General features: G+C 51.9%; 26 protein-coding genes. 17 read left to right on the forward strand and 9 right to left on the reverse strand.

What is annotated here, in order from left to right; translation table 11 throughout:
* Positions 1-6: 6 nt before the first annotated feature.
* Entirely contained in the window at positions 7-513 is a 507-nt protein-coding gene (gene def, locus MIB40_RS01215; RefSeq protein ID WP_249689866.1) for a peptide deformylase, read from the reverse strand.
* Positions 514-835: 322 nt separating this feature from the next.
* Here def and MIB40_RS01220 point away from each other — a divergent pair, with 322 nt between their 5' ends.
* The 6 genes from MIB40_RS01220 to MIB40_RS01245 all read left to right on the forward strand — a co-directional run bounded on the left by MIB40_RS01220 (position 836) and on the right by MIB40_RS01245 (position 6,315).
* Entirely contained in the window at positions 836-1,867 is a 1,032-nt protein-coding gene (locus MIB40_RS01220; protein WP_249689868.1) for a LysM peptidoglycan-binding domain-containing protein, read from the forward strand.
* A 69-nt stretch (positions 1,868-1,936) separates the two neighbouring features.
* The gene (gene dprA, locus MIB40_RS01225; protein WP_249689870.1) at positions 1,937-3,082 is read left to right on the forward strand and encodes a DNA-processing protein DprA; all 1,146 of its coding nucleotides are present in this window, start codon (positions 1,937-1,939) and stop codon (positions 3,080-3,082) included.
* A gap of 177 nt (positions 3,083-3,259) precedes the next feature.
* Positions 3,260-3,817, forward strand: coding sequence for an L-threonylcarbamoyladenylate synthase (locus tag MIB40_RS01230; protein ID WP_249689872.1), 558 nt, complete (start codon positions 3,260-3,262; stop codon positions 3,815-3,817).
* A 22-nt stretch (positions 3,818-3,839) separates the two neighbouring features.
* The gene (hemF, locus tag MIB40_RS01235) at positions 3,840-4,760 is read left to right on the forward strand and encodes an oxygen-dependent coproporphyrinogen oxidase (RefSeq protein ID WP_249689874.1); all 921 of its coding nucleotides are present in this window, start codon (positions 3,840-3,842) and stop codon (positions 4,758-4,760) included.
* Complete coding sequence (gene aroE / locus MIB40_RS01240; protein ID WP_249689875.1) at positions 4,757-5,587, forward strand: shikimate dehydrogenase; 831 nt, start codon at positions 4,757-4,759, stop codon at positions 5,585-5,587. The genes hemF and aroE overlap by 4 nt, the downstream gene beginning before the upstream one ends.
* A 164-nt stretch (positions 5,588-5,751) precedes the next feature.
* Positions 5,752-6,315, forward strand: a complete 564-nt coding sequence (locus MIB40_RS01245) for an Lrp/AsnC ligand binding domain-containing protein (protein ID WP_249689877.1) — start codon at positions 5,752-5,754, stop codon at positions 6,313-6,315.
* Between the two features lie 41 nt (positions 6,316-6,356).
* On the opposite strand, the gene MIB40_RS01250 is transcribed toward MIB40_RS01245, so the two are convergent.
* Positions 6,357-6,902, reverse strand: a complete 546-nt coding sequence (locus MIB40_RS01250) for a gamma carbonic anhydrase family protein (protein WP_249689879.1) — start codon at positions 6,900-6,902, stop codon at positions 6,357-6,359.
* Positions 6,903-7,092: 190 nt separating this feature from the next.
* Between MIB40_RS01250 and prlC the strand changes: the two genes are divergently transcribed.
* Together prlC and MIB40_RS01260 are read left to right on the forward strand one after the other, a co-directional pair.
* Positions 7,093-9,135, forward strand: coding sequence for an oligopeptidase A (prlC, locus tag MIB40_RS01255; protein WP_249689881.1), 2,043 nt, complete (start codon positions 7,093-7,095; stop codon positions 9,133-9,135).
* Between the two features lie 3 nt (positions 9,136-9,138).
* Positions 9,139-9,393 (forward strand): YheV family putative zinc ribbon protein, encoded by a 255-nt coding sequence (locus tag MIB40_RS01260; protein ID WP_249689882.1) that lies wholly within the window; start codon positions 9,139-9,141, stop codon positions 9,391-9,393.
* On the opposite strand, the gene MIB40_RS01265 is transcribed toward MIB40_RS01260, so the two are convergent.
* Positions 9,390-10,049, reverse strand: a complete 660-nt coding sequence (locus MIB40_RS01265; protein ID WP_249689884.1) for a hypothetical protein — start codon at positions 10,047-10,049, stop codon at positions 9,390-9,392. The two genes, MIB40_RS01260 and MIB40_RS01265, sit on opposite strands and share 4 nt — an antisense overlap.
* A 611-nt stretch (positions 10,050-10,660) precedes the next feature.
* Here MIB40_RS01265 and coxB point away from each other — a divergent pair.
* From coxB to MIB40_RS01285, 5 genes are read left to right on the forward strand one after another with little or no spacing between them, the layout of a single operon-like run.
* Positions 10,661-11,782: a cytochrome c oxidase subunit II gene (gene coxB, locus MIB40_RS01270; RefSeq protein ID WP_249689886.1), complete on the forward strand. Its 1,122-nt coding sequence runs from the start codon at positions 10,661-10,663 to the stop codon at positions 11,780-11,782.
* 11 nt (positions 11,783-11,793) lie between these two features.
* Positions 11,794-13,395, forward strand: coding sequence for a cytochrome c oxidase subunit I (locus tag MIB40_RS01275; protein ID WP_249689888.1), 1,602 nt, complete (start codon positions 11,794-11,796; stop codon positions 13,393-13,395).
* Complete coding sequence (locus tag MIB40_RS19555; protein WP_264758388.1) at positions 13,396-13,524, forward strand: hypothetical protein; 129 nt, start codon at positions 13,396-13,398, stop codon at positions 13,522-13,524. It abuts the gene before it with no gap.
* Positions 13,525-13,534: 10 nt separating this feature from the next.
* A complete protein-coding gene (locus MIB40_RS01280; protein ID WP_249689890.1) occupies positions 13,535-14,125 on the forward strand; it encodes a cytochrome c oxidase assembly protein in 591 nt (196 codons plus the stop codon).
* Positions 14,126-14,140: 15 nt separating this feature from the next.
* On the forward strand, positions 14,141-15,013 hold the full coding sequence (locus MIB40_RS01285) for a cytochrome c oxidase subunit 3 (protein WP_249689892.1): 873 nt from the start codon (positions 14,141-14,143) through the stop codon (positions 15,011-15,013).
* 12 nt (positions 15,014-15,025) lie between these two features.
* Here the strand turns inward: MIB40_RS01285 and MIB40_RS01290 are convergent, their stop codons facing one another.
* Entirely contained in the window at positions 15,026-15,232 is a 207-nt protein-coding gene (locus tag MIB40_RS01290; RefSeq protein ID WP_249689894.1) for a twin transmembrane helix small protein, read from the reverse strand.
* A gap of 164 nt (positions 15,233-15,396) precedes the next feature.
* Here MIB40_RS01290 and MIB40_RS01295 point away from each other — a divergent pair, with 164 nt between their 5' ends.
* The 4 genes from MIB40_RS01295 to MIB40_RS01310 are packed head-to-tail and all read left to right on the forward strand — an operon-like array spanning position 15,397 to position 18,646.
* Positions 15,397-16,065, forward strand: coding sequence for an SURF1 family protein (locus tag MIB40_RS01295; RefSeq protein ID WP_249689896.1), 669 nt, complete (start codon positions 15,397-15,399; stop codon positions 16,063-16,065).
* Positions 16,062-16,673 (forward strand): SCO family protein, encoded by a 612-nt coding sequence (locus tag MIB40_RS01300; protein ID WP_249689898.1) that lies wholly within the window; start codon positions 16,062-16,064, stop codon positions 16,671-16,673. The genes MIB40_RS01295 and MIB40_RS01300 overlap by 4 nt, the downstream gene beginning before the upstream one ends.
* Positions 16,666-17,691, forward strand: a complete 1,026-nt coding sequence (locus tag MIB40_RS01305) for a COX15/CtaA family protein (RefSeq protein ID WP_249689900.1) — start codon at positions 16,666-16,668, stop codon at positions 17,689-17,691. The genes MIB40_RS01300 and MIB40_RS01305 overlap by 8 nt, the downstream gene beginning before the upstream one ends.
* A gap of 46 nt (positions 17,692-17,737) precedes the next feature.
* Positions 17,738-18,646: a heme o synthase gene (locus tag MIB40_RS01310; RefSeq protein WP_249689902.1), complete on the forward strand. Its 909-nt coding sequence runs from the start codon at positions 17,738-17,740 to the stop codon at positions 18,644-18,646.
* Here MIB40_RS01310 and MIB40_RS01315 read toward each other — a convergent pair.
* From MIB40_RS01315 to MIB40_RS01335, 5 genes are all read right to left on the reverse strand, one after another.
* A complete protein-coding gene (locus MIB40_RS01315; protein WP_249689904.1) occupies positions 18,633-19,940 on the reverse strand; it encodes a cbb3-type cytochrome c oxidase subunit I in 1,308 nt (435 codons plus the stop codon). The two genes, MIB40_RS01310 and MIB40_RS01315, sit on opposite strands and share 14 nt — an antisense overlap.
* Before the next feature lie 29 nt (positions 19,941-19,969).
* Positions 19,970-20,620 (reverse strand): hypothetical protein, encoded by a 651-nt coding sequence (locus tag MIB40_RS01320; protein ID WP_249689906.1) that lies wholly within the window; start codon positions 20,618-20,620, stop codon positions 19,970-19,972.
* Between the two features lie 129 nt (positions 20,621-20,749).
* Positions 20,750-21,544 (reverse strand): zinc ABC transporter permease subunit ZnuB, encoded by a 795-nt coding sequence (gene znuB, locus MIB40_RS01325; RefSeq protein WP_249689908.1) that lies wholly within the window; start codon positions 21,542-21,544, stop codon positions 20,750-20,752.
* Entirely contained in the window at positions 21,537-22,289 is a 753-nt protein-coding gene (gene znuC, locus MIB40_RS01330) for a zinc ABC transporter ATP-binding protein ZnuC (protein WP_249689910.1), read from the reverse strand. The genes znuB and znuC overlap by 8 nt, the downstream gene beginning before the upstream one ends.
* Complete coding sequence (locus MIB40_RS01335; RefSeq protein WP_249689912.1) at positions 22,286-22,801, reverse strand: Fur family transcriptional regulator; 516 nt, start codon at positions 22,799-22,801, stop codon at positions 22,286-22,288. The genes znuC and MIB40_RS01335 overlap by 4 nt, the downstream gene beginning before the upstream one ends.
* Positions 22,802-22,811: the final 10 nt, after the last annotated feature.

Consider the following 22,811-nt stretch of genomic DNA (forward strand, 5'->3'; position numbering starts at 1 on the left):
GAACCCCTAGCGGTTAGCTCGCTGGCTTTTCTCCAGCTTCTTGCGAATGCGGTTACGTTTTAGAGGAGAAAGGTAATCCACAAACAGTTTGCCGTTAAGATGATCCACCTCGTGTTGGATGCATACGGCCATAAGGCCGTCGCACTCAAGGGTAAAAGGCTTACCTTCCTTATCGAGCGCCTCAACCCGAATGCGCTCTGGGCGTTGAACAGATTCATAATAGCCGGGTACGGACAGGCAGCCTTCCTGGCTCTCTTCAAGTTCATCGCCGATCGCATTAATAACCGGGTTAATAAAAACGTGTGGTGCGCTCTTGTCTTCACTGACGTCGACCACAATAACCCGTTGGTGAACATTGATCTGGGTGGCCGCAAGACCGATGCCTGGTGCCTCGTACATGGTTTCGAGCATATCGTTGGCCAATTGGGTGATGCTGGCATCGACGGTTTGCACCGGTTTGGCTTTGGTACGAAGACGAGGGTCGGGAAATTCGAGGATATCGAGTAGTGCCATGGGAATGTCTGGTCGTTCTCTTGTAATGGCGAAGCGCATCGAGCGCCAGCACCGAGGCTGATAAGGCTGCAATTTTATGCCCATGCCGGGCCGTTGACAATTGTCGGTATGGCTTTAGCGGCTTTGAGTATAAAAAGACCAGTTTGTTGTAGTAATAAGGTAAGATGTGCTGCTAAGATTATGAACAATATGGGATTAATGTTTGGGTCTGTGACCTGAGTCGCGGCTATTTCACTGCAAAAATCAGCTGCTTGGGCTATAGTCCGCTACTAAATAAACGATTGTTGCGCGTCAGAAAGACACCATATAGGGAAGATATATCATGAGGAAATCGCTGCTAGGGGCTGCCCTGCTCTGCCTGATGAGCTGGTCTGCGATCGCCGCTGACGGTCCGATGAAGAACGGACATCCGGATACCTATGAGGTCGTCAAGGGCGACACGTTATGGGACATCTCCAACAGCTTCCTGAATTCCCCCTGGTTGTGGCCCGAGATCTGGCACGCCAACCCCCAAATTGAAAATCCACACTTGATCTATCCAGGTGATGTTATCAGCCTGGTGTACATTGATGGTAAGCCTCGACTGACGGTTACTTCTCGCGGAGAAGCCAGCCGTACCATAAAGTTGGGCCCCAAGGTTCGCTCTACGCCCATCGACTCGGTGATTCCTGCGATTCCCCTGGATAAAATCAACAGCCTGTTGAAACGTAGCCGCGTTGTTGCCAGCGCTGAAGTTTTGACCGGAGCGCCCTATATTGTCACCGCAGCCCAGGAAAGAGTGGTCAGCGGCGTTGATGACACTATTTATGCTCGAGGCAACTTCGACAGCAATGCCCCGGCTTATGGCATCTACCGTCAAGGCGACATCATTATTGACCCCAAGACCAAGGAAGCCCTGGGGGTGATGGCGGTTGATCTGGGCGCTGCGGACGTCAAACAGATTCGAGGTGAGATAGCGACCTTGCTCGTGACCCGAAGTGAATCCGAGATTCGTGCCGGAGATCGACTGCTGGAAAGTGAAGAGCGTCGAATCGATTCTACCTTCTATCCCAGTGCTCCCGAAGCCGCTATCGACGGCGAAATTGTTGGGGTAGCGGGTGGCATCAGCCAGATTGGCCAATTTGATAATGTGCTGGTCAATCGTGGCGACCGTGAAGGTCTCAAGCCCGGCAATATTTTAGCCATTAACCGTAAGCTTACGGTGATCGATGAAAAGCGCAAAGAGCAGGTGACCATGCCAGCCCATCGTGTTGGTTTGCTGATGATCTTCAAAACCTTCGAAAAGGTCAGCTTCGGCATCGTGCTGGAGACGACCGAACCATTGCTGGTCGGCGACCAGTTGGAAAACCCCTGATAGGGGCTACACTAAAAAGGCTGCTTCGGCAGCCTTTTTTAATGCCTGTTCAAAGATCAAGGACGATCGATGGATACCCTGTCTGAACCCTGGGAACGTTTGGTTCCCTGGCTGTTATTGCATCTTTTGCCTCAATTAGGCCCGATACGGAGCCAACAGTTGCTCCGGGTAATTGAGCATCCATCAGCCCTGCTTGATCATTCAAGAATGAACACTGTACCCGGCTTGCCAGCTGCCACCGCTCGGGCTCTGAAGGAATGGCATCAGCAGCGAGGTGATTTTTGGCAATATGGCTGCCGTCAACTGGAACGCACTCGACAATGGCTGAACGAGCCTGGCAACCATGTGTTGTGTCTGGAAGATGATGCTTACCCGGAATTACTCAGGCAATTGCCCGATCCACCGCCGCTGCTCTATGTCAGAGGTCAAGTGGAGGCCTTACTATCGCCACAGATTGCGGTTGTAGGATCACGGCAATGCTCTTATCAGGGGGCCGAAATCGCCTTTGAGTTTGCCTATCAACTGTCCCTTTATGGCTTGACCATGACCAGTGGTCTGGCTCGAGGCATAGACACCCAGGCTCATCGTGGTGCCCTCAAGGCCCAGGCCCCTACTCTGGCGGTACTGGGAACAGGAATCGACCGTTGCTACCCGGCCGAAAATAGCCAGTTGGCTGCGGAATTGGTGGATACCGGCGGCGCTCTGATATCTGAATTCTGTTTAGGATTAGAGCCACGGGCGGGAAACTTCCCTCGCCGTAACCGCGTGATCAGTGGATTAAGCCGAGGCATATTAGTGGTTGAGGCAGGGTTAAAAAGCGGCACCTTGATTACCGCCCGGCTGGCAATGGAACAGAATAGGGAGGTGTTTGCTATTCCTGGCTCTATCCGTAATAGCCTTAGCGCAGGTTGCCATCAGCTTATTCGAGAAGGGGCGACCCTGGTTGATAACAGCGAAGGGATCATTGCTGTTTTGGCCCCGCAAATATTGCCCTCGGCGGTGGCTCAATCGATGACTGAGGAAGCACCGGATAGCACCACGCTTGGTGGGGACGAGCAGCAGGTGCTGGGTTTACTCGATGGACAAAGCTGTTGCCTGGACCTTCTGGTCGTCCGCAGTGCAAAACCTGTGACCGAACTGATGTTGATTTTACAACGCCTGGAAGTGGCCGGATGGGTACGCAGGGTACCCGGAGGCTACGAACGCTGCTATTAGTGCTGCAGGCTTGCAACTGGCTAGGGACTGAGTTAGTTTTCGGCCACTTTATATGGGCCGCAATCGAGACGCTTTCATGAGCAATTTCCTTATCCCGCTAGCGCCGGACTCCAGAGTTTGTGATGGCACTGTGTGGGTAATGACAGCAAACGCCTCTATCCGAGCGGGAGTTGTTTGATGCGCTGGCGCTTGGTCCCGGCACTGGAAGCATTAATGGTGGGAGAAGCCATTGCCTATCCCACCGAGGGTGTGTGGGGCCTGGGATGTGATCCCTGGAATCGGGATGCGGTTGCCAAGGTGCTTGATATCAAGCAGCGGCCCTGGCAAAAAGGTTTGATTTTGGTCGCATCATCCATCACGCAACTGAGTCCACTGTTACAATCCTTATCGCAATCACAGTTGCAGCAATTGCTGGAGAGCTGGCCGGGGCCCAACACCTGGGTGGTTGAGGATTCCGAGCAATGGGTTCCCTGGTGGGTTAAGGGAGAGCATCAGACGGTAGCGGTTCGCGTTAGTGCGCACCCGGTAGTGGCAGCGCTTTGCGAAGCCTTTGGCGGACCTCTGGTGTCGACCTCTGCCAACCGGGCGGGACAACCCGCCATGCGGCAGATTTGGCAGGTTCACAAGGCCTTTGCTGACGAGTTGGGGGCCATTGTTCCCGGTGCTTTAGGTGGGCAGACGGGACCTTCACGAATCAGAGAATTGGCGACCGGGCGCGAGCTTCGTCCCGCTTGAGATAACAATAAAGGAGTATCGGGTGAGCAGTGCCGATCGAATTGAGCAGGTAAAGCAATATCTGATAGATCTGCAGGATCGTATTTGCGATCAACTGCAGGCGCTAGAGAGTAAGGCGCGTTTCGTTGAGGACAGCTGGCAACGCGATGCTGGCGGTGGCGGCCGAACCCGGGTTATTGGTGAAGGAGCGCTGTTTGAAAAAGGCGGGGTCAATTTTTCCCATGTCTTTGGCGACCAGTTACCACCATCTGCCACGGTTCAGCGACCCGAATTAGCCGGGGCCGGTTTTCAGGCCATGGGGGTATCGTTGGTGATGCATCCCAATAACCCCTTTGTCCCAACCAGCCACGCCAATGTGCGATTTTTTATCGCCGAAAAACCGGGGATGGAGCCGGTATGGTGGTTTGGTGGCGGCTTTGACCTGACCCCCTACTACCCTTTCCAGGAGGATTGTGTTCACTGGCACAGGGTGGCACGCGATGCCTGTCAGCCATTTGGTGATGAGATCTATAGCCGCTTCAAGCAGCAGTGCGACGAGTACTTTTACCTGCGTCACAGGGATGAGCATCGCGGTGTGGGTGGGCTGTTTTTTGATGATTATAATGAACAGGATTTCGAGCAGAGTTTTGCCTTGATGCAAGCCGTCGGAGATGCTTATTTACCGGCTTATGTACCCATCGTGGAGCGCCGTCGAAACCTTGAGTTTACGCCAGAGCAAAAAGAGTTTCAGTGCTACCGGCGTGGGCGTTATGTGGAGTTCAATCTGGTGTTCGATCGAGGCACATTGTTTGGGTTGCAATCCGGCGGGCGGACTGAATCCATTTTGATGTCGTTGCCACCCCAGGTTCGCTGGGACTATAACTGGGCTCCGGAAGCGGGCAGCCGGGAAGCCGAGATTGCAGACTACCTGAAACCCCGGGATTGGTTGAAGGGAGTGTCATGAGCAAGGTCGATCGTTATGCCGTCATGGGCAACCCCATTGGCCACAGCAAGTCTCCACAAATACACAGCCTGTTTGCCCGACAAACCGGACAGGACCTGGAATATTCTAAACAACAGGTCGAAGAGGGTCACTTTTCGAGCGCAGTTCAGGATTTTTTTATCCAAGGCAAAGGCCTAAATATTACCGTTCCATTCAAGCAGGAAGCCTGGCTACAAGCACAGCAGCTGAGTGAACGAGCGCGACTGGCGGGGGCGGTTAATACCCTGTGGATCAATCAGGCGGGTGAACTGGTCGGCGACAACACCGATGGTGCCGGGCTGGTTACCGATCTGGTCAAGAACCAGAAGGTAGCCCTGACGGGTAAAAGGCTATTGCTACTGGGGGCTGGCGGTGCGGCTCGTGGGGTTATTCAACCCCTGTTGGCCGAAAAGCCTGTCGAGTTGGTGATTGCCAATCGAACTCAGGCCCGAGCACAAGAGTTGCAAAAGATGTTCACTGGTAAGGGTGCTATAGAGGCCCTTCCATATGATCAGCTGTCTGGTCCTTTCGATGTCATTATCAACGCCACATCGGCAAGCTTGCAGGGGGATGTACCGCCTTTACCCAAGGGGTTGGTAACCAGACAAACGACCTGTTATGACATGATGTATGGAGCAGAGCCTACGGCATTTAATCTCTGGGCCGAAAGACAGGGGGCTAAGGCTTGCATCGATGGTCTGGGCATGTTGGTAGAACAGGCGGCTGAGGCTTTCTTTTGCTGGCGCGGAGTGCGTCCTGATACTCAACCCGTTCTGCAAGTCTTGCGGACGGAATTGGCGGGGAATTAACCCTCTGCGCTTGAAGCGTAAAAGGCAATCCCTCGCCCCAGAGACTTGATAAAAGACAATATCTTCGATGCCCTTCCTGCTATTATGAACGGCAGTTAGAGACTCGATAGGTGGGCCGTTTCGGCTTGCCATTTTGACTTGTTACAGACGACAGGAGCAGGGCTGTGGATTCCAAACTGGGTTTTTTTATTCTGGTTGATGCCGGTGATAACGACGTTCACAAAATTCGTGAAGAGTTGCTTAAAATCGACGAGATCGTGCTGGTCCACTGCCTGATCGGGCCGACGGATCTGATCTGCTACGGTGAGGCGGAAAGTCTGGAAGCGATGCGAGAAGTCATTACCCAAAAGGCCTCCGCGTTGATTGAAGCCAAATTTAACCCCATTTCTCATACTCAAACCTGCCTCTCCCTGGAGTGTCATGGCAAACATCTGTCAGCCGATTTGCATGGGCACCCGGAAAAAACCGCGGCCTGGATTTTTGCCGATATCAATATTGCCAGTGCTCTGGATATTAGCGAACGGTTGTTATCCAAAAATCCGGAAATCATCTGTGCTCATACCGTGCTCGGTGCCCAGGACACCATCTTTTACGTAGAAGCCGAGAACCTCGATCGCCTGATGGCGGTGGTTGATGATGGGGTTCGCATCCTGCGTGGCATTGGTAACGAAGGCAAATCCGTGAAGGCGCTGTCCCGTACCGATACTCGACTGGTACTGATGCCTTAAGCAGCTTTGGCGCCGGGTTAACCGATCCGGTGCCAATGTTGTTAAACGTAGTTTTGCTCAATGTGATCGTTTTTGAGTTTGACGTAGTTCGATGCGGTGTAAGTAAAGTAGCTGAGTTCTTTGTTGGTTAATGGGCGAATGGCTTTGGCCGGGCGACCCACATAGAGATAACCACTCTGCAGCCGCTTGCCAGGGGGAACCAGGCTTCCAGCACCCAGTACAACTTGTGATTCCACCACTGCACCGTCCATTACCATAGCACCCATACCAATCAGAACTTCATCCCCGATTGTGCAGCCGTGAAGTGTGGCCTGATGCCCGACCGTGACATCGTTGCCCAGCGTTAACGGAAAGCCATCCGGATCGTAGGGCCCAGCGTGGGTGATATGGAGTACGGAACCGTCCTGAATGCTGCAACGTTGGCCGATGCGAATACGGTGCATATCCCCGCGGATAACGACCATTGGCCATACCGAGCAGTCGTCTCCCAGAGCCACGTCACCCAGAACGACGGCGGAAGGATCAACAAAAACCTGAGACCCGAGTTGGGGCGTAAGCGCGTTAAATGAACGAATTGATTGGCTCATTAGTAGAACCCCTATTGAAAACAGTGGTTGAGAAACCCATTGTATGAGTTCTGCAGGAATAAAACCGATGCGTGAAACAGGCAGCCCTGAACCGGGTGTCTTGATTAACAACCAGGCTGCGCCTTCAACCCATGGGCTGCGCAGATTCTAACCCGAACCCAAGCTGAGTTTTAGTGAACAGGAATCTTACATGAGCAACCCCTTGATGCAGACCAATAATCTCCCCCCCTTTGACCAAATCGAGCCTGGCCATGTCGAGCCCGCGATTCGGCAATTGCTGGAGGAGAGCCGTAACGAGATCAGGGCGTTGCTCGCCACGCAGGCGGAAACGGAAGAGGCGGCTGACTGGAATAGTCTGGTTGCACCCCTGGATGGTATTGATGATCGCTTAAACCAGGCCTGGTCCCCGGTGAGCCACATGAATGCGGTGGTTAATTCCCCGGAATTACGTGATGCCTATAACGCTTGCTTGCCGTTGCTGTCTGAGTATGCCACCGAAATGGGCCAGAATCCTGATCTCTATCAGGCCTATAAAAAGCTTGCCGACAGTGTAGGGTTTAAAGACCTGGACATAGCCCAGCAGAAAGTGGTCAATAATGCCCTGCGCGATTTTCGTCTGTCGGGTATTGCGCTGGAACCGGAGCAGCAACAGCGTTACGGGGAGTTGAAAAAGCGGCTATCGGAGCTGACCAGTAAGTTCTCTGAGAACGTCCTGGATGCTACCCAGGCTTGGTCCAAACTGGTTGTGACTGAGCAGGAGCTGGCCGGAATGCCAGACTCTGCTTTACAGGCAGCTAGGCAGGCGGCGCAAGCCAAAGGCCAGGACGGTTATCTGTTAACCCTCGAATTTCCATCCTACCTGCCGGTCATGATGTACTGTGATAATCGCGAGCTGCGGCGCGAAGTCTATACCGCGTTTTCTACCCGAGCGTCCGATCAAGGTCCCCATGCCGGGCAATGGGACAATAGCGCCTTGATCGACGAGATTCTGGCATTACGCTTCGAATTGGCCAAGTTGTTGGGCTTTGCCAACTACGCGGAATTATCCCTGGCGACCAAAATGGGCGAAGACCCTGAGCAAATTACCGGTTTTTTGCGGGATTTAGCCGCACGCAGTAAACCCGTTGCCGAGCGTGAGCTGCAGGAATTACAGGTATTTGCCAAACAGGAGCACGCACAGGATGAACTCGAAGCCTGGGATATCACCTACTTCGGTGAAAAGCTAAAGCAGCATACGTTCGCCATATCGCAGGAAGAGTTGCGGCCTTATTTTCCAGCTGAACGTGTTATTTCTGGAATGTTCGAAGTGGTCAAGCGGTTATACGGCATTGAAATATCACAAAAAGAAGGTGTGGCTAGCTGGCATTCCGATGTCCGATTCTACGAAGTGAGTGATCAGAATGGGGTCATCGGACGCTTCTACCTGGACCTTTACGCGCGGGAAAACAAGCGTGGCGGGGCCTGGATGGATGAGTGCAGAGTGCGCCGGCAACTCAGCGAAGGAATACAGCTTCCCGTGGCTTATCTGGTATGTAACTTTAATGGCCCGGTCGGTGACAAGCCCGCGCTGCTGACCCACGACGAAGTAACCACATTGTTCCACGAATTCGGCCATGGCTTGCACCATCTGTTAACCCGAATTGACTACGCTGGAGTCTCTGGCATCAATGGTGTGCCTTGGGATGCGGTAGAATTGCCCAGCCAGTTTATGGAGAACTGGTGCTGGGAAACCGAGGGTCTGGCGCTGATTTCGGGACATTATGAATCGGGTGAGCCTTTGCCGGCAGAAATGCTCAATAAACTGCTGGCCGCAAGAAATTTTCAGTCGGGTATGATGATGGTTCGGCAATTGGAGTTTTCCCTGTTTGATTTTTTAATCCACCAGGACTATGACCGGGGCTTGGATGTTCAGTCGACGATCAATAAGGTTCGCAACGAGGTTTCCGTGATCGAACCGCCGGTATTCAATCGCTTCCAGCATAGCTTTAGCCATATTTTTGCGGGTGGCTATGCCGCGGGTTATTACAGTTATAAGTGGGCAGAAGTATTGTCGGCGGATGCTTTCTCCAGCTTTGAGGAAGAAGGCATCTTTAATAAGCAAACTGGCCAGCGCTTTTTGCAATGCATATTGCAACGAGGCGGTTCTGAAGAGCCGATGGAACTGTTTAAGAGGTTCCGGGGACGTGAGCCCAGTATTGATGCGCTTTTGCGTCATAGCGGTATTGTGGAGTAACGAGTGGCCATTAAAAAACGATTTATCGCCGGTGCCGTTTGCCCATCCTGTAATAAAATGGACCGCCTGGTGGTGATTCAAGAAGGGGGTAAGCCGGAAAAACGTGAGTGTGTGTCGTGTGGATTTACGGATTCACAGGACAGTTTGACGGTATCCGAAATACCCACTCGCGTGATTCCCAAGCAAGAAGCGGATGCAGAATTGCAACCGCTTCGGCTGGTTTCGTTTCCGGCATCCACAAAAAAAAATCAGAGTTAAATCGCTTTCAGGTAGTGTTGGCGTAATTTAAAGTCCAAACCCATCTCGCCGGCCAGACATGGCCATTGTTGTTCTCCCTGCTTCCAGTGTTGGGCGTGTTCTTTAATGAAGCGCCCTAAACCGCCCTGCTCCAGGGCTTCGAATCGACGACCAAGGCCTGATACCGCATGCTCGACCAGGCTGTCGAGTTCGTTGGCAAAGGGTTCGCCAACAATGGCGTGAGCAATTACATTGGCCTGACTGGTATCGAGTGGAATTAGGGGAAAGCCCCCACGGCTCCAGAAAATATCATTCACTTCCTCAAAAAGTCGATGCCCCAAATAGGCTTCATCCAGCAGGCCAATGAGGCCGGCGTGGCCATTGATGGCGGGCGAAGGTGACAGAAAGTATTCGGAAACGATGCTCAGGAAAGGACTGATCAGTTCATTAACGCCGGACTTACGTACGCTATCATCGACAACTTCAATAAATTCAGGCACATAATTAATGTACTGAATAGAAAATTCGAGCAGCTTTGTATTTGCGGTTGGGCGATCAAGGCCTAAAAGTGGGTGGAGTCCATTTTTCAGAGAGTTAAGGTGAGCGGCAAGGTGTTGATGTTGATGTTCTTGTTGTAACGCATTGGCAATGAGTTCTCGTATCGCGTCTGCACTCATACTGATTCCCCTCGGTGAGCCTAATGCAGAATCAAAAGCCACCGAATGACTGGCAACATTGGCATACGAAAATCGAATAAAGCCAAGCTGCGAAGCTAATAAGTCTAGATGCTGAAACAGCAACTCCTTGGACACCATTATTTACTCAAAACTGTTCAGGCACCACCTTTTTGATATCAGCAATACTCTGTTGCTGACATTTATAGAGTTGATTGTAGACGATAGCTAAAAAACGCAAAGGCGCTTGTTTAGACGAATCGGCTATTTGCTCATTGTTCATCATTCACGGGAAACGGGGAGGAATAAGGCGACGCGGTATTAAATAAATGAGAGATTAAACGGTGGAGAAAGAGTGATAAAAAATCGGAAAAGGCGACAATTTCGGTCTTATAGCGTGCCTTCGTCGTGAAATTCAGCCATTTCTTTGCAATGCAAGAAAACCTGTACCTATACTGATTTGTGCGTAATGGTTCTATTTCAGGTTGTTGCTCGAGGAACGGGTGCTGTTATGGAACCGTCATCAACAAGAATAAGAAAAGCAACGGTCTCAAAATTGCCGAGGTAGTGCGACTGGCTACACCTCGTGTAAACGGACATTAAGAGATGAGGTGATGATGCCCAACCTGGCACAGTGGCGCTGGCGTTCTTTGAGTGCAGGCATAGGAGGGTTGGCGCTCGATGCGTCGGCTGAATTAAAGATGAACCTTCCAGAGCCCGTTTCTCCGCTTACCGCCGAGATATTCGATCTGCATATGCTCACCACACTGGTCTCCACCATTATCATGGTAGCGGTGATTGGCTTGGTAGGTTTTACCATCTATCGTTTCCGTAAATCACAGGGCAGCGAAGCGGATCAGGATTTTAACGATAGTCGCTTTGGTACCTGGGGCTGGATTCTAGTGCCCATCATCGTGCTCGGCATCGACCTGAGTATTGCAGGACCTGGGGCCAAAACCCTGAAAAATGTGGAAGCCTATGAAGAGGCGGACCTCACACTCAAGGTTATAGGTTCCCAGTGGAAGTGGACCTACGAATACCTGGATCAAGACATTAGCTTTGTCAGTAATCTGAATAATGAGGATTTATCGAGTCCAGGATATTTACGGGAAGTTGATAATCCGGTGGTATTGCCGACCCATCAGCGGATCCGTTTCTTGCATACTGCCAGCGACGTACTGCACAACTGGTGGGTGCCAGCGGTGGCACCGAAAAAAGATTCTATCCCCGGATACATTAATGAAACCTGGACCATTATCGAACAGGAAGGCACCTATTATGGCCAATGTGCTGAACTTTGCGGTACACGCCATGCCTATATGCCGATTGTTGTAAAGGCGGTAAGCGAGCAGGAGTTTGCGCAATGGGTTGCGGATAAAAAACAGCAGAAAGCGACACAACTGGCCGAGGCTACAGCAGAGAAAGAGTGGTCCAAGGCCGAGTTGATGGCTCGAGGCGAAAGTGTATACAACCGAACGTGCGCTGCCTGTCACCAAATTGAAGGTACAGGAACACCGCCCGTATTCCCCGCGTTGAAAGGCAGCGCGATTGCGCTGGGTGATGTCTCGGCACATATCGATATTGTCCTGAATGGTAAAGCAGGAACAGCGATGTCGGCCTGGGGTAGCCAGCTGAATGATTTGGAAATCGCGGCCGTCGTAACGTACGAAAGAAACGCCTGGGGTAATGACTCAGGTGATCTGGTGCAACCCGCTGCCATCAAAGCGGCGCGTTAGAGGATAATAAAATGACCACTGTAGCTCTGGATCAGGATACCCATCACGACCACGCCCCGACGGGCATCAAGCGTTGGTTGTTCAGTACCAACCACAAAGATATTGGCACCATGTACCTGATTTTTTCGCTGGTCATGTTGTTCCTCGGCGGCGGGATGGCGATGGTAATTCGGGCAGAACTGTTTATGCCTGGTCTGCAGATCCTGAATCCTGATCTTTATAACAATCTGGTAACGAATCATGCGCTGATCATGGTCTTCGGTCTGGTTATGCCGGCAGCAGCGGGCATGGCAAACTGGATGATTCCCCTGCAGATAGGCGCGCCGGACATGGCCCTGCCGCGGTTAAATAATCTGAGTTTCTGGCTGTTACCTGCTGGCGGCATTATGTTGATTATGTCGATGCTGGCCCCTTATTTTGGTACAGGCGGCCCCGTAAATACGGGTTGGACACTGTACCCTCCCCTATCGATTCAGGCCGGTATGTCGATGGATTTGGCGATTTTTACCCTCCATATTCTGGGTATTTCATCGATTTTGGCGTCCATAAATATTATTACAACTATCTTGAATATGCGGGCTCCTGGCATGACCTTGATGAAGATGCCGATCTTTGTCTGGGCCTGGTTGCTAACGGCGTTCCTGTTGGTGCTGGTTATGCCAGTGCTGGCGGGTGGCGTTACCATGTTATTGTTCGATCGTCATTTCGGCACCAGTTTTTTTGATGCCGCAGGCGGTGGCGACCCGGTGCTGTTTCAACACCTGTTCTGGTTTTTTGGCCACCCGGAAGTTTATGTCCTGCTACTGCCCTCTATAGGGGTGTTGGGAATGATTGTTCCAACGTTTTCGCGCAAGCCGCTGTTTGGTTATAAGCCCCTGGTTATTTTTATGATCATACTGACCCTGTTGGGCTTGGTGGTATGGGCGCATCATCAATACACAATTGGCATGTCATTAGCCGTAACCACGTACTTTATGATCGGCACAATCCTGATTTCAATTCCGGTTGGGCTGATGATCTTTAATTTTATTTTTACCATGTGGCGAGGGTCGCTCACTTTTGAAACGCCCATGCTGTTCGCAATTGCCATCATCGTTATGTTTTCATTTGCCGGGGTAACCGGGTTGATGTTGGCTGTAGTGCCTGCTGACATGCAGTATCACGACACCTATTTTGTTGTGGCTCATTTTCATTATGCCTTGATACCCGGGGCACTGTTTGGGCTCTACGCAGGCGTGTTCTATTGGTTACCCAAGTGGACCGGCAATATGTACGACGAGAAACTGGGCAAGCTGTTCTTCTGGTGGACCACAATCGGATTCAATCTGACATTTTTCCCACAACACTTCTCCGGTTTGGCAGGCATGCCCCGGCGCATCATTGATTACAGCCATCAGTTTGCCGATTTTAATATGATCTCAAGTGTTGGTGCCTTTATCTTCGGCCTGTCACATCTGTTGTTTCTGTACATCATTATTAAAACCATTCGGGGTGGCGAGAAAGCCGGTGATATGCCATGGGAAGGCGCTCAGGTAGGAACCCCGGGACTCGAGTGGACATTAAGTTCGCCACCTCCGTTCCACAGCTTTGAAACACCGCCCGAGGTCAAGTAGATGGCTCACTGGCAACCCGATGAAAAAGTGCGACGCAATAATGTCGTACTGGCGCTGATATTAGGTGTCTTTGCCCTGGCATTAACGGTGACTACCCTGATGCTGATGATTGCATCGGCGTCGAGTTAGCGGAGAAAAGATGCAAAAAATACTCAACAATCCTCGCCTACGCACTGCGACACTGTTGTCGGCACTGGTGGTGGGAATGTTTGGGTTTGGTTTTGCGTTGGTGCCGCTGTATCAGCTTATTTGTGGTGCCTTGGGGATTAATAATCTGGATTCCATTGGTAACCGGGTTTCGCTGGAGGAGTTGTCCCAGCAGCCTGTTGCAATAGATCGTCTTGTGACGATGGAGTTTGATGCCACGGTGAATGCAGGTGCGCCGTTCGAGCTAAAACCCCTGACACGGAGAATGAAAGTAGTGCCGGGAGAGGTGATGGATATGGATTACCAGATCACCAATCAAAGTGGTGTTGATGTGGTTACCCAGTCGATACCCAGTGTGACACCCTGGCAAGCGAATGAATATTTGAAAAAGGTCGAATGCTTTTGTTTTAGCCAACAACCGCTTATGGCCGGTGAAACCAAAAAAATGCGATTACGCTTTAGTGTGGATGCAAATATACCGGAGGAGTATCAAGTGATTACCCTCTCCTATACCTTAATGGACACCGATCGCAGTCAACTCAAAAACGCAACCGCATTGATAGAGCAGCCGTCAGGCAGTTAACGAGAGGAAATTGGCATGGCAACAGGCAATCAGCACTACTATGTACCCGAGCCCAGTCGTTGGCCGATCATTGGAGCGGTCGGTGTATTTACAACGTTGTTCGGTGTGGTGTTGGCGGTCAATGATGTGGGTGCGGGTTCTACGATCTCATTTGTCGGTTTGGCAATATTGATCTATCTGTTTATTGGCTGGTTTGGGGATGTCATTCGAGAAAGCGTTTCTGGTAGCTATAACGATCAGGTGAGTGTTTCCTTCCGGCAGGCCATGGGCTGGTTTATTGCTTCGGAGGTTTTTTTCTTTGCCGCATTTTTTGGTTCTCTGTTTTATATCCGAACGATAGCCATTCCCTCATTAGCCGGTGAAGGTCATCTGGCGTCATCGCATCTTTTATGGGAAGGCTTCAAGGATGTGTGGCCCCTGCTTCAGTTACCGGACGAATCATCCTATGTGCCAGCCCGTGAAGCGATGGGACCGCTTGGCATTCCCTTGATCAATACCATCATTCTGTTGACCAGTGGTGCCACTATTACATGGGCACATTGGGGGTTGAAAGCGAATCAGCGTGGTCATCTAGTGACCGGTTTGGCGGTAACTGTGCTGCTCGGTATTATCTTTTTAGGGTTTCAGGCTTACGAGTATATTCATGCTTATGAAGCACTGGGTTTGACACTCAATGCAGGAGTCTATGGTTCAACTTTCTATATGTTGACCGGCTTTCATGGTTTACATGTCACCATGGGCACGATCATGTTGATTGTGATTTTGATCCGCTGCATAAAAGGCCATTTTACGCCCAAGGAACATTTTGGTTTCGAAGGTGTGGCCTGGTATTGGCACTTTGTCGATTTTGTCTGGTTGGGACTGTATGTTTTTGTCTACTGGTTATAAACATACGAGTTATTACATAACCGCATTGGGTTGAATAGCCCCGGTGTAATAACCAATAATCAGAAGCAGGATCAGGGAAACCGATAATACAACTCGTACCGTCAGGGACTTCACTACACGGGTTTTTTCACTGCTGTCTTTGGATAGGAAGAAAAGCCCACTGGCCAGGCTCACAATAATCAGCAGTATGTTCAGAGCGATCAAGACTTTAAACCACATAGTGGAAACTCCTTCGGCGTTTTCTACGCGCTTTTTTCTTCTAGGTTACCCGAAATTGATGCAGGCTGACTATCGCTGTCAAAAATCTCCTTGGCTTTTTCCTGATGTTGAGTGAGCGTTACCACTTTCAGTTTTCCTGGTGGCTAAGCCTGGCGTTCTTGCTGATGGTTAGCTTTTTTGTCGGGCTTGCGGTGTGGCAGTGGGAGCGCGCGCAGGAAAAAGAGCAATTGCAGAAAAAGATAGACGCATATATTTCGGCGGCACCAGTAGAGATTTCCTCCTTTGAAAATATTGACCCCACGGCCTATTTACCGGTTGAGTTAAGGGGGCGGTATCTGAACGAGCAAGCGTTTTTGCTGGACAATGTTGTGAACGATGGAAAAGCCGGCTTCTATGCGATCAGCCCCTTTAAGCTGAGTAACAGTGGCGAAATTATTTTGGTCAATCTTGGCTGGATTGCCGTTGGTCCAAACCGTAATCAATTACCGTCGGTAGTGACGCCATTGGGAGAGGTAACCGTTTTTGGGCGCTTGATGCCGCCAAAATCGAGGCCGGTTATTGGTGCAGATATGGAGCGCCCGGATCTGTACGTTGATGGGCTTTGGCAATATATTGATCTGAACTATCTGGCGTTACAACTCAATCAACCGGTTATCTCCTGGGTGCTACAACTGGACCCGAAGGTAGCCGACGGCTACCAACGGCAATGGGCGCCATTTAACGCAAAAATTGGTATGCACTATGGATACTTTTTGCATTGGCTTGTATTTGCCCTCTTTTCTGTTGCAGCATACTTATCATTAACAATAAAAAAGAGGCGCCCTTCTGAATGAATACTGAAAGCGCAGCCAAACCTGCTCGCCGAGGATACTGGGTTATACCGGCGATGTTAGTGTTATTCGGCTTGCCCTATATTGTGGGCCTCTGGTGGTTTTACAGCGGCGAAATGCCCGAGCTTGGAACCAATAATCATGGTGTACTATTGAATCCGTCCCCGCATCTGGCGATCGATTCTGTCCATGATCTGAAAGGCCAATCTATAGGGCAGCAACAACTCAACAAAAAGTGGGTATTACTCACCTTTTCCACCAAAGTCTGTAATGAGGCCTGCGCCAAAACCCTATTTCATATGCGCCAGATAAGGCGAGCAACGGGTGTCGAGCAAGGACGTGTTGCTCGCTTGCTGATCATTTCACCTACTGTCCAACAGGAATACCGGCAAGAGCTGGAGCGTTGGCCAGGTCTGCAGCTGTCCTCAAGCGAGCAGGTTTCACTACAACGCCTGAAGAAATCTCTGGAATCGCAGTTGAACAGCATCGAGAACAGTATTTTTATTGTCGATCCACGCGGCGATGTGATTCTTGGTTATGAGGCGACAACCAACCCCAAAGATATTGTTAAAGATCTGCTCAAACTGTTGAAGGTATCGGCCATTGGATAGCATTCAGGGTCGCCAGGGAGCGTCGGCCGGATTAATGCTGTTGGCCGTAATACTGGCCTTTTCGGTGATTACCCTTGGCGCCTACGTACGGTTATCCGATGCCGGGCTGGGTTGTCCTGATTGGCCGGGTTGTTATGGTCAACTTGTCGTCCCCAAAACCCAGATGCAGATAGAAGCCGCGAACAGCGCTTACCCGGACCGCCCACTGGAATCAGGTAAAGCCTGGAAGGAGATGGCGCATCGCTATCTGGCGTCTGCGCTGGGTCTGGTTATTGTATGGATAGCGATACAGGCATGGAGACACAGAGGTCAGGGGCGACAACAGTTGCGCTTACCTTTTCTGCTGGTTGCACTGGTGATTTTTCAGGGTATGTTGGGTATGTGGACCGTCACACTATTATTAAAGCCGGCGGTGGTCACCCTGCATCTGTTAATGGGAATGTTGACTCTGGCTTTGCTATGGCTCGCTTATCTAAGACAGCGAGATACCAAACAGTTGTTCAGTCGTAGCCGCGGTTGGCGACGCGAAAGGTTAAAACCCCTGGCTCGGTTAGGCTTGCTGCTGCTGTTCTGTCAAATAGCTCTCGGCGGCTGGACCAGCACCAACTATGCTGCACTTCATTGCCCCGATTTCCCCCTGTGCCAGGGGCAGTGGTGGCCGCCAACCGATTTTAAAGAAGCCTTTACCCTATGGCGTGAGGTGGGAGTCAACTACGAGGGGGGGCGGCTTTCGAATCAAGCGGCGGTAACGGTACATCTTAGCCATCGTATCGGTGCTCTGGTGACGTTTTTAACTCTGGGGCTATTGGGTTTGATGCTTTTAAGGCGACGAACCGACAGTGCCCTGCGCACTGCCGGGGCCTGGCTACTGGTATTGTTGCTGTTGCAAGTTGGCCTGGGCATTAGCAACGTATTATTACACCTGCCCACGCTCATCGCGGTGGCACATAATGGTGGAGCTGCACTACTATTGTTGATAGTTGTAAAGTTGAACTATCAGCTGACTACTCGCCATTGACGGTGAGATCTAATAATAAAAAGAAAATATAAAAAGAGAGGTGGTCATGTCCGAGACCGTAATGATCAGCGATGCCCCTAGCCTTTGGCGTCGCTATTTTGAACTGTGCAAACCCAAGGTCGTAGCGCTGATACTGTTCACTGCGGTGGTCGGTATGCTGCTATCGACCCCTGGTGCCATTCCGATGGATCTGTTTATTCTGGGGAGCATTGGCATTGCATTGGCAGCAGCCAGTGGTGCGGCGATCAACCACTGGTTTGATCAGCGTATTGATGCGGTGATGGAGCGAACTCAGGGGCGACCATTGCCGCAGGGAGAGATCAGCTCCCTTCAGGCACTGATTTTCGCGATCGCCCTGGCAGTGGTATCGATGGTGGTGCTCAGTGTCTGGGTTAACGTATTGACGGCGGTGTTGAGTTTCCTGTCCATCATTGGCTACGCAGTGATCTATACCGTGTATTTGAAGCGCCGCACACCGCATAACATTGTCCTGGGCGGGATTGCCGGAGCCGCACCGCCAGTGCTGGGTTGGGCAGCTATTACCGGTGAGGTCAACACTCAGGCGTTCCTGCTGTTCCTGATTATTTTTACCTGGACTCCGCCTCACTTTTGGGCATTGGCTATTCGGCGTCGCGATGATTACGCCCGAGCAGGACTGCCTATGTTGCCGGTCACCCACGGTATTCCATTTACCAAGCTCAATATCCTGATCTATACCTGGATGCTGCTCGCGGTGACCCTGTTGCCCTTTGCCATGCAGATGAGCGGTTTGTTGTATCTTGCTGCGGCGTTGGTATTGGGTGTTGGATTTATCTGGCAGGCCTGGGCACTGTACCGAAGCGATACGGACGAGCTGGCGATGAAAACCTTTGGCTACTCGATCTTCTATTTGAGTATGTTATTTGCTGCCCTATTGCTGGATCATTATATGGGGGTGCTGTTTAGCGCCGCATAGCCCTGAGCATGACAATCAGGTAAAGCAAACCGCCGATAATGGATACCAGGCCACCGGCCCCCATTAAGGCCATGCCGGCAATCTCGGGGAGTTGATCCAGTCCCTGGGCGGCGCCGGCGGTTTTCCGCTGCACACCATACCCGCCTGACCAGGCCAGGCCTATGATATGCATTAACTGACCGCTGGCGTAGATGGTCAACTGCCAGCGTGCCCACTGTGCGGAGGGAGTAGCGAACCCCAGGTGAGGCAGCAAGTAGTAGCTAAAACCCATAAAGGCGAGAGTCACACCCACAATTGAACCGTGATAATGGGCGGGTATAACCACGTTAATCCCTTCGATCATAAAACCCAATACGCCGCCACTGGCGAACAAAAGGAGTGAACAGATCAGGGCCCGGTGTCCGATACTGGCCTCAGAACCTGCTACCCGCCATTGCCATAGGGCGAAGAGCGCCAACGGGATAGAACTAAGGCCGCCGAAACGCATTAGCTCGGTAAAACCAAGACGAGAGTCGATGGATGAGGCCTCGAATTGCCAAAGAATAGGCAGGGCTAACAGGGCGGGTATTAGCACAAGACTCGCCAGTGTATTGAGCCATCGTTGACCTCGTAGCTGGACGATTGCCCCGCTACCGGCCAGGGCGATCCAGGCCAGCAACATCACCAGGGTATGACTGAACTGGAGCAGATGACCGGGCCCCCAGAATAAAAATTCAAAATAGCTTTCGGCCGGGCCTGTCATGGGCAGTTGTGACCAGGTAAAGGCCAATACCAGCAGGGTGGCCAGCACCATCAGGGATGACAAACGCACGGCGGTGGTCAACGAACCCAAATAGCCCTTATTAGCCGAGAACAATCGCTGCAGGGCTTGTAAACCAACGCCCGCGGCGAATAACACTAAACCGCTATAAAACAACGGGTGCTGCAGTACGGGTACATAATTGTTCAAAAGGGGATCGGCAGCGCCTAAGAAAGGCGCCAGCACTATAATCCCTGTGCCGGCATAGGCCAGGCATTGGCTGGTTCGGGTTATACCTTTCTGGCCTGGTGCGGTATCCAGGCTCCATAACAAGGCGCTGAAGCTGAGAAACCAGATCAGTACCGACAGATTGACATGAACCACCAACGCGGTGCGAAAGAAATCGGCCCAGGGAAACCAGGCACCGATAACCGGCGTGCGGGACAGCACCAGTAATAAAGAAAAAAGCCCGGCACCGGCCAGAGCCAGAACACCCAGTACAAGCCAGGGCCTGGCAGGGTGAGATCCAGCCTTGCTCAGGGATTGGCTTTGCAATCCATTGGGCACCGCGTTAAATGAGGTAGTCAGGGTGTACGCTCATAAAGACGAAAGCGGGGTTCCTGATCGGTGTTTATGGTGGAGAACAGCACCAGGTCAAAATGAGGGTGGCTCAATCGAATTCGTGAGCGAAGCACTGAACCAAGCCAGCGGGCGTCTTGCTCATTTTGGCTGGACATCTCCAACAGGGCGTTTCGCTTGACGGTTTTCTCGATCACAAGATCAATGCGATAACGAAGCTCAAATTTGCGCTCCGCTACCTCAGACTGATCCAGGTAGAGGGTTTCCAGTACGTCCTTATCGGCCAGTGACTCGACACTCTTAGGGGGGGGGATCTGAGCCGGGATAGGAACAGCCGCGGCTTGCTCACGATAGCTTTGGATGCGCTGGCGAACCTGTTTCAGGCCGTCGGCATTGTCGGCAATCTCTTCGGCTTTTATGGCATAGCTGCTGGCCTGGATATAGTTGTTTCGATCCAGCTCCCGCTCGGCTAACTGCACATAGCGATGGGCGATTTTACGGCGGTAACGTTGTTGCTCGGCGGGATCGCTTAGCAAGGCCAGCTTTTGCATGGCATTGTTTTCTTGCGGTGTCGTTAACCGGTTATCCCTGATGTCTTGTTTGATTTGCTCGACCAGCCATTGCTGGCGCTCTTGCGCTGCCTGAGCAGCAGTCAAATCTGGTTTTTCCGGGGGCGGTGACGCGGCGCGTTGAGCACAGCCAGCGAGAAAACCCAGAACAATGATTAATGGTAAATAGAATCGAAAAGGCATTTTTCTTTTGTCGTTATGCGATCAAGGTTTAACTTACTCTACCGCTCTGGGATATGGCAACACCAAGGTCACCAGAAAAAGCGCTGCCGCACAAACCACAACGGAGGGCCCTGTCGGTGAATCGGCAAGATAGGAAAAAGCCAACCCCAAGCTGACGGCGATTACCCCAATAAGGCTAGCACGGATTGCCATCTGTTCCGGGGATGTTGAGATTCTTTGTGCGGCTGCGGCAGGAATGATCATCAAAGAGGTGATCAGTAGCACGCCAACAATCTTCATGGCCACGGCGATCACCAGGGCAATGAGGAGCATCAGAGCCAGGCGAATCCAGTCAACTGGTAGTCCTTCTACCTGAGCCAGTTCTTCATGGACCGTAATCGCCAGCAAGGGACGCCAAAGAAGAACCAGGGTCAGAACTACGCAGGCCCCCCCCAGATAGATCCATAACAGGTCCTGGGGGCCGACAGCCAGCAAGTCTCCAAACAGGTACCCCATCAGGTCGATGCGAACGTTGTCCATAAAACTGACGGCCACCAGGCCCAGAGATAATGTGCTGTGGGCCAGGATGCCGAGCAAGGTATCGGTGGCAATCAATCTCCGGCGTTGCAGGCTGACCAGCAACAGAGCCAGTAGCAAGCAGCAGACCACAACCGCCAGATTTAAGGGCAGATCGAGCAGAAAACCCAGGCTGACGCCCAGTAAGGCGGAATGTGCGAGGGTATCGCCAAAATACGCCATGCGGCGCCAAACGATAAAGGAGCCCAGGGGACCTGCGACGATGGCGACCCCAATACCGGCCAGCAGAGCATAGATGAGAAAATCAAACATGCTCTTCTCCGCAGGGAACCACCTTGCCATCGATATTATGGTTGTGGTCATGATGGTGGGTGTAGACGGCAAATTCTTGCTGATTATCACCAAACAGCTCGAGGTAAGCGGGGTGATTGCTGACCTGATCAGGGTGGCCTGAACAGCAAACATGATGATTGAGGCAGATTACGTGATCGGTCGCAGCCATCACCAGGTGAAGGTCGTGGGAGATCATTAAAACCGCGCAGCCCTGTTCATCGCGTATGGAGCGAATCAGGTTGTAGAGTTCACGTTGGCCATTGATGTCCACGCCCTGCACGGGCTCATCGAGTACCAGTAGTTGCGGCTTTTGCAGCAAGGCTCTGGCAAGCAGCACCCGTTGCATCTCCCCTCCGGACAGTTTTTGCAAACGTTGCCGGGCCAGCTGCGAGATGTCGACTCGATGAAGGGCGGCGTCAAGCTGATCCTGACTGGGTTTACCGTTGAGTTTAAGAAAACCCTCAACGGTTAATGGAAAGGTTGGTTCAATGTGTATCTTCTGCGGCATATAACCGATGCGCAACCGGGACTGGCGCTCACAGTGACCACTATCGGCCTTGATCAAACCGAGAATGATCCGCACCAAGGTGGTTTTACCCGCGCCGTTGGGGCCAATCAGAGTCATGATTTCCCCGGGATGAAGGTCGAAGCTAACCCGATCCAGTAATCGCCTTTGCTGGCGACTGAAACAGATATCGCGGACCTTAAGTAATGCTGAACTCATTCAGCTATACCTGCCTGGCGACAAGCGGAGCAACAGCCAGAGACCTCGACCACCGATTGCTCAATCTGGAAGCCATGCGCTTCGCCCAGTTGATGCAACTGGGCTTGCAGGGTATCGGCTTGAATTTCGATAGCCACGGAGCAGTGAGAGCAAATCATAAAATAGCCTTCATGGGCCTTACCGGGAAATGGGCAACCAATAAAGGCGTTCAGGGATGCAATCCGGTGGACCAGGCCTTGCTCGAGTAAAAACTCCAGGGCGCGATACACCGTCGGCGGCGCGGAACGGCGACCGTCTTCACGGGTCAGGCTCTCCAGAATCTGATAGGCCCCTAGGGGTTCATGGCTCTGCCAGACCAGCTCAAGCACCCGTTCTCGCAGCGGGGTTAACCGGGCCCCACTCTGGATGCACTGTTCCCGTGCGGTACGCAGGGCGTCATCGATGCAATGCTGGTGGTTGTGGGGAGCGCAACCCAGGAAGGCATCGGACTGATTGTCGGAGGAAAGGGTCATAATCGGCTTG

The sequence above is a fragment of the Aestuariirhabdus haliotis genome (assembly GCF_023509475.1).
Lineage (GTDB): Bacteria > Pseudomonadota > Gammaproteobacteria > Pseudomonadales > Aestuariirhabdaceae > Aestuariirhabdus > Aestuariirhabdus haliotis.